This is a genomic window from Pseudomonas palmensis, assembly GCF_049942755.1.
Lineage (GTDB): Bacteria > Pseudomonadota > Gammaproteobacteria > Pseudomonadales > Pseudomonadaceae > Aquipseudomonas > Aquipseudomonas palmensis.
Map to the genome: position 1 here is coordinate 5769897 of NZ_CP187958.1, position 12920 is coordinate 5782816.

A 12920-nucleotide genomic window follows, 5' to 3' on the forward strand; every position below is an offset into this window, starting at 1 on the left:
TGACAGGGTATCGAGGGGGTGCAAAAGGTTGGCTAGCTTACCTCAAACACAAACGGCGTCGCAGCCATCGCGGGGCAAGCCCGCTCCCACAGGACTGTGCAGAGCGGGCTGGACCCGCGATGAAGGCGACACCCTCATCGCACCCGGTCGCGGCTCTGCACCGCCAGGTCCAGGGCCTTGTGCATGTCCAGCCGCGCCGAGCGGCCGACGTCCTTGTCATTGAGCTGGTAGTTGCGCTCGGACGGCAGGATCGGCGCGGTAAGGTCTTCGGCGTCCATCGGCTCGAAGTCGCCCTCGCCGCCCAGGGTCATGGCGCTGCGGCGCAGCAACAGGCGCAGTTGCTCGGGCTGCAGGCGCGGGTTGATCGAGAGCATGGCCGCCACCACCCCGGCCACCATCGGCGTGGCATAGGAGGTACCGCAGTGCACCTCGCCGCGCTGGTCGGCCTGCGCAGTGGACGCCTGCACGCAGGCGGCGGCGGTGATGTCCACGCGCGCGTCGATGTTGGAGGCGGCGCGCTTGACCACATAGGCCGGATCATCCACCGCCACCGGGCGCTCGCTGCGCTGGTGCCCGCCCACCACCAGCAACTGCTCGGTGACGAACGAGGATGGCAGGCGGTACTCGTCGGTACCCGAGTACGACGCGCCATTGCCCGCCGAGTTGATCACCACGACGTCCGGGTGCTCCTTGCGCAGCCACAGGAAGAACTCCTCCAGCAGCTCTTCATAGCCGCTCATGGCCAGGCCCGAGCGCACCAGCGAGTCGACCTCGTCGCCCTCGACGTTCTTCGCCCCCACCCGGTGGATGCCCCAGCTCCAGTTCAGCACCCGCACGCCATCCTCCACCAGGTTGACCGAGGCGGCGATGTTGGCGGTGATGCCAGCGTCGGAATTGCGCTCCACGATCACCTCGAAGCCGGGGCTGGCCGGGTCGAGCCCGCGCAGAAAACCGGTGTTGCCGCCCTGCTCCCAGCGCGCGGCGAGCACCCCGGCCACCGTGCTGCCATGCCCGTCGGGCTTGTCGGCGTCACGCGCGTACAGGCAAGTGCGTGGTCGCTCGCCACGGCACGGGCCCAGGTAATCGGCGAAATCGGGGGCGTCGAAATCCACGTCGCGCTCGATCACGCCGATGCGAACCGGGCTGACCGGTACCGCCGCATCGCGGGCAGGGATGCGCCGCTGGTAGAAGTTGACCGCGTCCATGAAACGGTTGGCGGCCCACTCCTCGCCGCCGGGCCGGGCCTGCGCATCTGCGGGTTCGCGCTCCTCGCCCTTTTCCGGCGCGGACTCCTCGATCACCACGGCGTCCACGCTGACCTCGCTGCCCAGGCGCAACACCATGGCATCGCGCTGCACCAGGTCACTGACCGGCAGGCGCAGCTGGTAGACGTTCAGCGGCGCGATCGCCCCCACCACCTTGGCGCCGTACTTGTCGGCCAGGCGCCGGGCCTCCTGCAGGCCGTCGTGGCGCTCTTCGATCAGCAGGCTGACCAGGTCAACATAGGTGGTCAGGCCGTCCATGTTCTTCGCCACCTCGCCCGGCCCGGCGGGCACCACATGGCTGGCCTTGAGCGACAGCCACACCGGGTTGCTGGCCTGGCCGCCCGCGTCCTGCAGCCACAACGGGCCGCTGTCCAACCGCGCCGTATCGAGGTTCAGGCGCAGCGTATCGCCATCGCGGGTGACACGGGCGGCGGGCAGCACGTGCCCGTCCAGATGCACCCCGGGCGTGCCCTGCGCCAGACCGCGGGTGCTCACGCACCACTGCTGCTGCACCGCGCTCAGCACATCGCCACAGCGCTGCAGGCCGGTGATGCGCAAGGGCTCGGCGGCGATGGCCAGGGTGCTGGCCAGGGCCAGCAGGGCGAAACCGGGTGCAATCAGGTGGGGCAGCATGGGCGACTCCGTTGCAGGGTGGCAGGCAATGACCATCCGACCGGCTGGCGCAGGTCATCGTTCAGCGGGGCAAGGCTTGACCCCGCGTTTGCGCGCCGCGCATGCTTCGGCCTCCACGACTTTCAAGGAACGACTGCATCATGAAGCTGGAAACCTTGGCGATCCATGCGGGCTTCAGCCCCGATCCGACCACCAAAGCGGTTGCGGTGCCGATCTACCAGACCACCTCGTTCGCCTTCGATGACACCCAGCATGGTGCCGACCTGTTCGACCTCAAGGTGGCCGGCAACATCTACAGCCGCATCATGAACCCCACCAACGATGTGCTGGAACAGCGCATGGCCGCGCTGGAAGGCGGCGTGGGCGCACTGGCGGTGGCCTCGGGCATGGCGGCGATCACCTACGCCATCCAGACCGTGGCAGAGGCCGGCGACAACATCGTCTCGGTGGCCAAGCTGTATGGCGGCACCTACAACCTGCTGGCCCATACCCTGCCGCGCTTCGGCATCCAGACCCGCTTCGCCGCCCATGACGACATCGCCGCCCTCGAGGCGCTGATCGACGACAAGACCAAGGCGGTGTTCTGCGAGTCGATCGGCAACCCGGCCGGCAACATCGTCGACCTGCGCGCGCTGGCCGATGCCGCGCACCGCCATGGCGTGCCGCTGATCGTCGACAACACCGTGGCCACGCCGATCCTGTGCCGCCCGTTCGAGCACGGCGCCGACGTGGTGGTGCACTCGCTGACCAAGTACATCGGCGGCCACGGCACCAGCATCGGCGGCATCGTGATCGACTCGGGCAACTTCCCGTGGGCCGACCACAAGCAGCGCTTCGCCCTGCTCAACACCCCCGACCCGTCCTACCACGGCGTGACCTACACCGAGGCCTTCGGCCCGGCGGCGTTCATCGGGCGCTGCCGCGTGGTGCCGCTGCGCAACACCGGCGCGGCGCTGTCGCCGTTCAACGCCTTCCTGATCCTGCAGGGGCTGGAGACCCTGGCCCTGCGCATGGAGCGTCATACCGAGAACGCCCTGAAGGTGGCCCACTACCTCCAGGGTCACGAGCAGGTGGCGTGGGTCAAGTACGCCGGCCTGCCAGACCACCCCGAGCACGCGCTGGCGCTGCGCTACACCGAGGGCAAGCCGGCGTCGATCCTGTCGTTCGGGATCAAGGGCGGCCAGGAGGCCGGTGCACGCTTCATCGACGCACTCAAGCTGGTGGTGCGCCTGGTGAACATCGGCGATGCCAAGTCGCTGGCCTGCCACCCGGCCTCCACCACCCATCGCCAGTTGAACGACGAAGAGCTGGAAAAGGCCGGCGTGCCGCGTGACATGGTGCGCCTGTCGATCGGCATCGAACACAGCGACGACATCCTGGCCGACCTGGCCCAGGCACTGGAAGCGTCGCGCGGCTGAGGCATCGGCGGGCAGGCAAGCGCTACACATTCATCTGTATATCCATACAGATAAACCTTGCCTGCATCGCCAATCCTGCGCATTCTAGGGCCCATCACAGCCCGACCAAGAGCTCACTCGGCCATGCGCCTGTACCTCTGCGAAAAACCCTCCCAGGCCAAGGACATCGCCAAGGTCCTCGGCGCCAGCCGCCGCGGCGACGGTTGCTGGGTCGGCACGGGCGTCACGGTGACCTGGTGCATCGGCCACCTGCTCGAAACCGCCCCGCCCGACGCCTACGATGCCCGCTACAAGCGCTGGTCGCTGGCCGACCTGCCGATCATCCCGGCGCAATGGAAAATGCTGGTAAAACCCAGGACGGCCGCCCAGTTCAAGGCGGTCAAGCGCCTGCTCGGCGAGGCGGCCGAACTGGTGATTGCCACCGATGCCGACCGCGAGGGCGAAATGATCGCCCGCGAGCTGGTGGAGCACTGCCGCTATCGCGGGCCGATCCAGCGCCTGTGGCTGTCGGCGCTGGACGACGCCTCGATCCGCAAGGCCCTGGCCGCCCTCAGGCCCGGCGCCGCCACCTTCAACCTGTACCACTCGGCCCTGGGCCGCTCGCGTGCCGACTGGCTGATCGGCATGAACATGAGCCGGCTGTTCACTCTGCTCGGCCGCCAGTCCGGCTATCAGGGCGTGTTGCCGGTGGGCCGGGTGCAAACCCCGACACTGCGCCTGGTGGTTGACCGCGACCGCAGCATCGCCGATTTCGTGCCGGTGCCGTTCTGGGCCATCGATGTGCAGTTGCGCAGCGCCAGCGCGGTGTTCAATGCCCAGTGGCGTGCGCCCGACGAGCTGTGCGACGACCAGGGCCGCTGCCTGAACCAGGCGTTCGCGCAGCAGGCGGCTGCGGCCATCCAGGCGGCGCCCACGGCGCGCCTTTTGACGCTGACCACCGAGCGCGTGCGCGAGGCAGCGCCGCTGCCCTTCGACCTGGGCACCCTGCAGGAGCTGTGCTCGAAGAAATTCGGCCTGGGCGCCCAGGAAACCCTCGACATCGCCCAGGCGCTGTACGAAACCCACAAGGTCATCACCTACCCGCGCAGCGACTGTGGCTACCTGCCCCTGAGCCAGCACGCCGAGGCGCCGGCGATTCTTGCCGCGCTGGGGCGCGCCGACCCGAGCCTGGCGCCCTTGCAGCCGCACCTGCAGGCGCAACGCCGCTCACGCGCGTGGAACGACGCCAAGGTCAGCGCCCACCACGGCATCATCCCCACCGCCGCCGCGCTCGACCCGGCGCGCCTGCCGCCCAAGCACAAGTCGGTGTACGTGCTGATTCGTGCCCGCTACCTGGCGCAGTTTCTGCCCAACCATGAATACGACCGCACCCAGGCCGACTTCGATTGCGCCGGGCAGGCGCTGCGTGCGGTGGGCAAGCAGATCGTCGAGCAGGGCTGGCGGCGCGCGCTGCCCGAAGCCCTGACCCCGCCCAAGGGCCGCGAGGCGCCGGTGGCGCAAGTGCTGCCGGCATTGCACGAGGGTCAGCTGTGCGAGGTGGCCGGGGTCAACCTCAAGGACCTGTGGACCCAACCGCCCAAGCCCTTCACCGAAGGCGACCTGATCAAGGCGATGAAGAACGTCGCCAAGCTGGTGGACGACCCGCGCCTTAAACAGAAGCTCAAGGACACCACCGGCATCGGCACCGAAGCGACCCGCGCCGGGATCATCCAGGGCCTGCTCGACCGGGGCTACCTGGTCAAGCAGGGCAAGGCGCTGTCGGCCACGCCGGCGGCGTTCAGCCTGATCGACGCGGTGCCAAGGGCGATTGCCGACCCTGGCACCACGGCGATCTGGGAGCAGGCGCTGGACATGGTGCAGAGCGGCGAAATGAGCCTGGAAGCGTTCGTGGCCAAGCAGTCGGCGTGGATGAGCAAGCAGGTGGAGCGCTGCTCGGGCATGAGCCTGCGCATTTCAGGGCCGCCGGTGCCGGCCGGGCGCGGCGGCGCGCCGTGGAAGAAGAAGCGCAAGAGCAGCGCCACGGCCGGCAAGCGACCCCGTGCCACCAAAGCGAAAAAAACCGGGGCTTAGGCCCGTGCCGGCTGCTTCGCCGGCAAGGCCGGCCCCTACAGAAACCACCGACAAGGAATGTGTATGAAACTGGGCTACACCATCGTTTATGTACCCGATGTCGAGGCATCGTTGAGCTTCTTCGAGAATGCCTTCGGCCTGAAGCGTCGTTTTCTGCATGAGTCCGGCGATTACGGCGAGCTGGACACCGGGCCAACCACCCTGGCCTTCGCGTCGCTGGAACTGGGCGAGTCGAATTTCCCGGAAGGTTTCGTTGCCGCCAGCAACAGCCACAAGCCCCTGGGCATGGAGATCGCGCTGGTGACCGAGAAGGTCGTGGCGGCCCACGCCAATGCCCTGGTCAACGGCGCCGAGGAAATCAGGGCGCCGCAGAGCAAGCCCTGGGGCCAGACGGTTTCCTATTTGCGCTGCCCGGCCGGGGTGCTGGTGGAGCTGTGCTCGCCAATGGGTTGAAAGCGCTTGGCCAGCAAGGCTGGCGCCTACAGAGGCCGTCCTTGCTGGCAAAGCCTTTGGCTCACGCGCGAATCACCGCCTTGAGCACCGTCTTGAACGTCTCGATCTGCTCGTCGCTGAACGCGGCAAACACCGTGTCCTGCTGCTCGCGCGCAATCGTCCACAGGGCCTCGGTCTGGTCGATGCCGGCCACGCTCAGGCGCACATGCCCGGCCGCCTCGCTGTCGCACACCAGCCCCTTGCGCTTGAGGTTGGCCACCGCCTCGTCGATCTCTCGCGCCGGCATCGCCACCTCGCGCTGCAGGTCGGCCAGGTTCAACCCCGCATCGTTCTCCAGCACCATCAGCATGCGCGCCTCGCTGGTGCGCAAGCCACTGGACAGCTGGCGCGGCTGGTAACTGGCTTGGTAGGCACGCAGCGCCTGGGTCATCAGGTAGTACAGGTTGTGGCTCAGGCGCCCCTGAAAATGGCTGCTGGGGGCCTGCCCCTCTTCGCGTCGGGTCATGCGGGTGTGCGGCAGCACCATCGAGTACGCACCCTGGTGGTAGAGCAACGGCGAACGCCCGCCATCGTCGAACGCTACCACCTTGCCCAGCATGATCCAGTGGTCACCGCCGTCGAGCAGCTGATGGCGTTCGCACTGGAAGCACGCGGCGCAATCGGCCAGCAGCGGTGCGCCCCCCTCGCCCGCCCGGTGCTCGATGCCGGCAAAGCGGTCCTCCCGTGGCTTGGCGAAGTTGTTCGACAGCTCGATCTGGTCGGCGGCCAGGATGTTCACCGCAAAGTGGCTGGCGGCCTCGAACACCGCGAGGCTGCTGGAGCGCTTGTCCAGGCTCCAGAGGATCAGCGGCGGGTCCAGCGAGACCGAATTGAAGCTGTTGGCCGTGACCCCGACCTTGTTGCCCGCGGCATCGGCGGCGGTGACCACGGTGACGCCGGTGGCGAAGTTGCCCAGGGCGCGGCGGAACGCGCGGCTGTCGAAGGCCACGGCAGGTTCAGTAGACATGCAAGACTCCCCGGCTGCCGCCAGGGCAGCCGTACGTTGTTGTTATGGGCAGGGCGCGGTGTTCACACCATGCTCGGGTCGGGCTCCAGGCCCATCAGCTCGCGACCGAGAATCTGCGCACAGACGTCGTAGTCGGTGTAGGCATGGGCGCCGGTCATGTGCGAGTCGCGCCACAGGCGCTGCATCTCGTTGGCCTCGAACCAGGCGGTGCCGCCTGCGGCTTCGAACAGGCGATCCACGGCCTGGATGCACATCTTCACCGCGTAGCCCTGGTTGGTGCGCCAGAACGCCAGGGTCTCGCGGCTGGGGTACTGGTGGCGGGCGCTGTGGTCGGCGTGTTCCTGCCAGGTTTTTTCGAGAAAGGCCCGCGCGGCGGCCACCTGGTGGGTGGACTCGGCCAGGCGCATCAATGCGGGGGTGGCTGCGCCAACCGCGGCACCGGTGTAGGCGCGCACGCGGTTGGCGGTCTTCTCGCGGAAGGCCTGGAGCATGCGCTCGGCCACCCCCAGGCTGACCGTGGAAAAGCCACTGGCGAAGTACGGCCGGTACGGCGAATAGAACACCTTGCTGTCCGGGTACAGGCCGAAGCCGGCGGACTTGCCTTCCATCATGTCCTTGGCTTTCTGGATGCGGTACTCGGGCACGAAGGCCTTGTCGATGAGCAGGGTCTTGGTGCCGCTGCCCTTCATGCCCGCAGCGTGCCAGTCGTCGCGGATCACGTAGTCGCTGCGCGGCAGCACGGCGAAGCAGTAGTCCTGGGTGCCTTCGGCGTTGGCGCGGCGACAGCCGACGATGGCCCATTCGGCATGGTCGCTGCCACTGCTCCAGCCCATCTCGCCGCTGAACAGCAGGCCGCCCTCGACCTCCTCGATACGCCCGAACGGCGCGATGCTGCTGCTGGCAGTGGCGTCGCGGTCGGTGCCCCAGATCTCTTCCTGCAACCGGGCCGGGAACATCGCCAGCTGGTGGCTGTGGGTGCACAGCAGGCTCATGGCCCAGGCGGTACTGGCACAGGCACCGGCCAGCGCGGCGATGCAGTCGGCGAATTCGGGCAGGGAAATTTCCAGGCCGCCATACAGCTTGGGCTGGAAGGCGCGGTGCAGGCCGATGCCCTTGAGCAGCGCGATGTTTTCGGCGGGTACCTGGCGATCCTGCTCGGCACGGGCGGCGTTGGCAGCGATGGTCGGCAACAGTGGCTTGAGGTCTTCAAGCAGCGGGTTTGGCTTTTTCATGGAGGGCCCTGCTTATTATTGGATGTCCGGGCCGGGCTGCGAGGTGGGCAGCTGGCGGCGGATGCAGGGCCAGTATGGGATGGGTGTGACGGGGGGAAAATGCACCTTCCACAGGCAAGGTTGTACTTTTCATGGGCCTCTTCGCCGGCAAGGCCGGCGCCTGCTATCGGTAGGAGCCGGCCTTGCCGGCGAAGGGGCCGCAGGGATCAGCCCTTGACCACCTGCTGCAACCGCTCCCACAGCCTTGCCACATGCTCGCGCTCGGTGGGCAACGCGCCCACCGACACCCGCACCATCCACTGCCCGTTCAACGTCGCCGGGGTCACATACGCCGCGCCCGACGCATTGAGCCGGTCGGCCCAGGCGCGGGTGTGGCGGTCCAGTGCCTCGCCTTCCAGCCCGCCAGGCTGGTGACGAATGCACAGGGTCTGCAACTGCACCGGCGCCAGCACCTCCCAGCCCGGCGCCGCACCTACCTGCTGTTCAAGCCAGCGAGCATTGCCCAGGTCGCGGCGCAGGCGTTGCTGCAAGCCTTCCACGCCTTCGCTGCGCAACATGAACCACAGCTTCAACGCACGAAACCTGCGCCCCAGCGGGATGCCCCAGTCGCGCAGGTTCTTCACTTCGCCATCGACCGCCGACTGCAGGTAGCTGGGGTTGGTGCTCATCACACGGATCAGGTGCTGCGGGTCACGCACGAAATACAGCGAGCAGTCGAACGCCACCCCCAGCCATTTGTGCGCATTGACCACGATGGAGTCGGCCTGCTCGATGCCGGTCCACATCCAGCGGCATTCGGGCAGGATCATCGCCGAACCGGCCATGGCCGAGTCCACATGCAGCCACAGGCCATGGGCGCGGGCGATGCGGCCGATCGGTTCGAGCGGGTCGAGGGCGGTGGTGGCCGTGGTGCCGGTGGTGGCGACCACCGCGCATGGTTGCAGCCCTGCGGCAAGGTCCTGCTCGATGGCCGCTGCCAGCGCTTCAGGGCGCATGGCGAAGGCTTCGTCGACTTCGATGTAGCGGATGTTGTGCTTGCCGAAGCCGGCCAGCAGCGCGGCCTTGTCTACCGAGCTGTGGGCCTGGGCGCTGGTGTAGATCATCAGCGGCCGGGCCTGCGCTTGCAGGCCACCCTTGACCAGCGCGTAGTCGCTGGCGCGCTCGCGGGCGCAGATCAGCGCCACCAGCGTGCTGCTGGAGGCGGTGTCCTGGATCACCCCGCTCCAGGCACCGGACAGGCCGATCATCTGGCGCAGCCAGTCGACCGTGGTCTCCTCCAGCTCGCTCAGCGCCGGGCTCGACTGCCACGACAGGCCGAGCACGCCCAGGCCGGTGCTGAGAAAGTCGCCCAGCACCGAAGACAACGTGCCGTTGGAGGGGAAGTAGCCGAAGAAGTCCGGGTGCTGCCAGTGCGACAGGCCGGGCATCACCAGCTGGTCCACGTCGGCGAGGATCTGCTCGAAGGGCTCGCCCTGCTGCGGCGCGGCCTGGGGCAAGGCGTGCTTCAGGTAGCCCGGCTCGACCTGGGCCATGACCGGCAGGCTGGCGACATTGGCACGGTAATCGGCGATGCGGTCGATCAGTTGGTGACCTTGCTGGCGAAATTCTTCTGGGCTCACGCGCTGGCTCCTGTGGGGGTGATTGCAGTGCCAGCGAGTCTAGGCGCTGGCTGGCCGCTGAAACACGCCGCGCCGCGCATAGCTGCTATGGCGAATCCACATAGCTGCCGGTGACGCCGAACTGCGACTGCTGCCACAGCTCGAACACCTGCGCACGAAACCAGCGGTGCTCGGCCGAAGCCTGCAGGCGCTGGTGCCACACCACCCAGTAGCGCTGGGTGTGTTCGACGAACGCCAGCGGGCACCACACCACCGGGTGCAGGCGGCTGAGCTGGCGGGCGATGTGTTCGGGCACAGTGACCAGTGTCTGGCTGGCGCACACCACCTGCACCGCCGCCGAGAAGAACGGCACCTGCAGGGTGATGCGCCGGGCAAGGCCCTGGCCGCGCAGGTGGCGGTCGATGAAGCTGTCCTTGTCGCCGCCGCCACAGATGCGCACGTGCCCCCAGGCCAGGTAGTCGTCCTGGCTCAGCTCGGCGTGCCGGGCCAGCGGGTGTTCGCGGTGCATCAGGCACACCGCGCGATCCTCGCCGAGCATGCGCCCGTGCAGGTTGGCCGGGGCGCTGTCGAACAGCGTGGTGGCCAGGTCGATTTCACCGCTGGCCAGGCGTTCGAACTGGTCCGGCGACCAGCTGCGGTAGTCGATCGACACCCCCGGCGCCTGCTCGGCCAGGCGGCTGACCAGCAACGGCAGCATGTGTTCGGCGATGTAGTCGGAGGCGGCCAGGCAGAATCGCCGCTCGCAGCGCTGCGGGCTGAAGGCCTCGGGTTGGCGCAGGGCGTCGAGCTCGCCCAGTACCTGGCGCAGGGGCAGCACCAGCGCCTGGGCCCGTTCGCTGAGTACATAGCCGCGGCCCTGGCGAACCAGCAGCGGGTCGTCGAAGGCTTCGCGCATGTGCGCCAGCTGGCGGCTGAGCACCGACTGGCTGCTGCCCAGGCGCTCGGCGGCATGGCTGAGGTTCTTGAGCTGCAACAGCGTGTCGAGGGTACGCAGGTGCGCAAGGCTCAACGAGGCGAAGGTGGGGTTCAAGGCGCGCTCCGGCGGTGTAGTCGCCCTAGGCTAAGGGGTTTTGTGCCTGACGCAAAATCCGTTGCGTGGCCTTCGCCGGCAAGGCCGGCTCCTACAAGGGCACTGAAAGCTCTAGACTGTGCACTGGTAGAACACGAGGCCCCCATGGATATCGACCTGGCGCGTACCTTCATCGAAATCGTGCGCAGCGGCAGCCTGGTGGCCGCCGCAGAGCACCTGCACGTGACCCAGACCGCGATCAGCGCACGGGTGCAGAAGCTCGAGCAGTTGCTCGGCTGCCAATTGTTCGTGCGCAGCCGCAACGGCGCCAGCCTGACCGCCGACGGCAAGGGCTTCGTGGCCTACGCCAACCAGCTGGTGCACACCTGGGAGGCGGCGCGGCGCGACCTGCCGTTGCCCGCCGGCGGCTACCAGGTGCTGCACATCGGCGGCGAAGTCAGCCTGTGCAACCCGCTGCTGCTGGACTGGGTTCGCGTACTGCATCAGGAGGTGCCCAGCCATGCCATCCGCAGCGAGGTGGGCGACAGCGACACGCTGCTGCGCAAACTGGACATGGGCCTGCTGGATGCCGCGCTGGTGTACCAGCCGGGGTACGGCCCGGGGGTGCAGGTGGAGCAATTGCTGGAAGAGAAGCTGGTGTGCGTACGCCGTGCCGGCCAGCCCGAGCCGTATATCTACATCGACTGGGGCGAGGCGTTCCGCCGCCAGCATGACGCGGCGCTGCCCGAGCACGCGCGCCCTGCCTTGAGCTTCAACCTCGGCCCGATGGCCTTGCAGTACATCCTCGAACACGGCGGCAGCGGCTACTTTCGCGCCCGCGTGGTGCAGAGCTACCTGGACTGCGGCGTGCTCGAACGGGTATTGCAGGCGCCGGAGTTCACCTACCCGACCTACCTGGTGTACGCCCGCGAGCGCGACTCGGCAGCGCTACAACAGGCGTTTGGCCTGTTACGCGGCGTGGTCGCGGGGGACAGTGACTGGTCCCAGCGCTGGGACCCGCTGATCTAGACCGGCCTGCTCGCGCTGCAGCAGTTGCTGGTGCAGCGCGCCGATCAGGTCGGTCTGGGTGACCACCCCCACCAGTTGCCCGGCTTCGAGCACCGGCAGGCAATGCAGGCCCTGGTCGCACAGCAGCGGGATCAGGGCCACCGCCGGTTCGTCGCTGTTCACGCTGCGTACCGGTTTGGTCATGACCTGTTCCAGGCGCACCGGGCGACGCCGGCCGAACAGCGCGCGCCAGCTGAAACGGCGTGCGGCCATTGCCGAATCGAGCAGGTCGCCGACGCTGACGATACCCACCAGCTGGCGCGCCTCGTCGAGCACGGGGAGGATCTTCAGGCGATGCTCGCCCAGCATCTTGAAGGCTTGCTCAAGCGTGGTGTCCGGGCTGGCGGACTGCACGTCGCGCGACATCACCCGGGCAGCCGTCATGCCGCCCAGGCTGCGCTGCAAGGCATGGCGCTCGGTGGCCAGGATGATGCGCTCCAGATCATCACGGGTCACGTCGACGAACTCGCCCAGTTCATTCAATGCGCGGTCCAGGTCGCCGGCACTCACCCCTACCCGCTCGCTCACGGGCGCATCCTGGGTACGGTGCAGGTCGGGCCGCGGGGCGACGATCTTGGGGTAGCGCACGCCGGTCAGGCGGTTGTACACCACTGCCACCAGCAGCAGGCACAGGGCATTGAGCAGCACCGGCTCGACCACCTGGGCGCCCAGGCTCGCCAGCGACGGGTCGGCCATCGCCAGGCTGACCGCCAGTGCCGCGCCCGGCGGGTGCAGGCAGCGCAGCAGGCACATCAGCAGCACCACCAGCACCAGCGCCATGCACACCACCACCAGGCTCGCGCCCAGCCAGTGGTGCAGCACCAGGCCCACCAGCATCGCGCAGCTGTAGCTGCCCAGCAGCGGCCAGGGCTGCGACAGTGCGCCCGAGGACACCCCGAACAGCAGCACCGCCGACGCAGCCAGCGGGGCCATCAGGTGCAGGGTGACGGCGTTGCCGAACAGCACGCTGCACAGCCCGCCGGCCACCAGCAGGCCGAGCACGGCGCCAAGGCCGGCCCGCAGCCACTCTTTGGGCGGGATATGCAACGCGGCGGGGATGAAGCGATCGAGCCAGTTGTTCAGACGGCGGGTGGACATGCGACGACCTGGTACCTGTTGAAATAAAAGAAGCCCGCCCAAGACGAGG

10 protein-coding genes are annotated in these 12920 nt (G+C 68.0%); 4 read left to right on the forward strand and 6 right to left on the reverse strand.

Features of this window, described 5'->3' with window-relative positions; all coding sequences use genetic code 11:
* Positions 1-134: 134 nt before the first annotated feature.
* Complete coding sequence (locus tag ACPRTJ_RS26635; RefSeq protein ID WP_043861107.1) at positions 135-1898, reverse strand: S8/S53 family peptidase; 1764 nt, start codon at positions 1896-1898, stop codon at positions 135-137.
* A gap of 140 nt (positions 1899-2038) precedes the next feature.
* On the opposite strand from ACPRTJ_RS26635, the gene ACPRTJ_RS26640 reads away from it, so the two are divergent.
* The 3 genes from ACPRTJ_RS26640 to ACPRTJ_RS26650 all read left to right on the forward strand — a co-directional run bounded on the left by ACPRTJ_RS26640 (position 2039) and on the right by ACPRTJ_RS26650 (position 5839).
* Positions 2039-3316 (forward strand): bifunctional O-acetylhomoserine aminocarboxypropyltransferase/cysteine synthase, encoded by a 1278-nt coding sequence (locus ACPRTJ_RS26640; RefSeq protein ID WP_054916502.1) that lies wholly within the window; start codon positions 2039-2041, stop codon positions 3314-3316.
* A gap of 123 nt (positions 3317-3439) precedes the next feature.
* On the forward strand, positions 3440-5386 hold the full coding sequence (locus ACPRTJ_RS26645) for a DNA topoisomerase III (protein ID WP_426427687.1): 1947 nt from the start codon (positions 3440-3442) through the stop codon (positions 5384-5386).
* Positions 5387-5449: 63 nt separating this feature from the next.
* The gene (locus tag ACPRTJ_RS26650) at positions 5450-5839 is read left to right on the forward strand and encodes a VOC family protein (protein WP_088514873.1); all 390 of its coding nucleotides are present in this window, start codon (positions 5450-5452) and stop codon (positions 5837-5839) included.
* Between the two features lie 61 nt (positions 5840-5900).
* Here the strand turns inward: ACPRTJ_RS26650 and ACPRTJ_RS26655 are convergent, their stop codons facing one another.
* The 4 genes from ACPRTJ_RS26655 to ACPRTJ_RS26670 form a co-directional block, all read right to left on the reverse strand.
* The gene (locus tag ACPRTJ_RS26655; RefSeq protein WP_043861111.1) at positions 5901-6845 is read right to left on the reverse strand and encodes a p-hydroxyphenylacetate 3-hydroxylase reductase component; all 945 of its coding nucleotides are present in this window, start codon (positions 6843-6845) and stop codon (positions 5901-5903) included.
* A 62-nt stretch (positions 6846-6907) separates the two neighbouring features.
* Positions 6908-8077 (reverse strand): p-hydroxyphenylacetate 3-hydroxylase oxygenase component, encoded by a 1170-nt coding sequence (locus ACPRTJ_RS26660; RefSeq protein ID WP_043861112.1) that lies wholly within the window; start codon positions 8075-8077, stop codon positions 6908-6910.
* A gap of 206 nt (positions 8078-8283) precedes the next feature.
* A complete protein-coding gene (locus ACPRTJ_RS26665) occupies positions 8284-9696 on the reverse strand; it encodes a DOPA decarboxylase (protein ID WP_229590250.1) in 1413 nt (470 codons plus the stop codon).
* An 85-nt stretch (positions 9697-9781) separates the two neighbouring features.
* Positions 9782-10726 (reverse strand): LysR family transcriptional regulator, encoded by a 945-nt coding sequence (locus tag ACPRTJ_RS26670; RefSeq protein ID WP_043861114.1) that lies wholly within the window; start codon positions 10724-10726, stop codon positions 9782-9784.
* A gap of 144 nt (positions 10727-10870) precedes the next feature.
* Here ACPRTJ_RS26670 and ACPRTJ_RS26675 point away from each other — a divergent pair, with 144 nt between their 5' ends.
* Positions 10871-11734, forward strand: coding sequence for a LysR family transcriptional regulator (locus tag ACPRTJ_RS26675; RefSeq protein WP_054916507.1), 864 nt, complete (start codon positions 10871-10873; stop codon positions 11732-11734).
* Here the strand turns inward: ACPRTJ_RS26675 and ACPRTJ_RS26680 are convergent.
* Entirely contained in the window at positions 11675-12871 is a 1197-nt protein-coding gene (locus ACPRTJ_RS26680; RefSeq protein WP_043861116.1) for an HPP family protein, read from the reverse strand. The genes ACPRTJ_RS26675 and ACPRTJ_RS26680 overlap by 60 nt on opposite strands.
* Between the last annotated feature and the right edge of the window lie 49 nt (positions 12872-12920).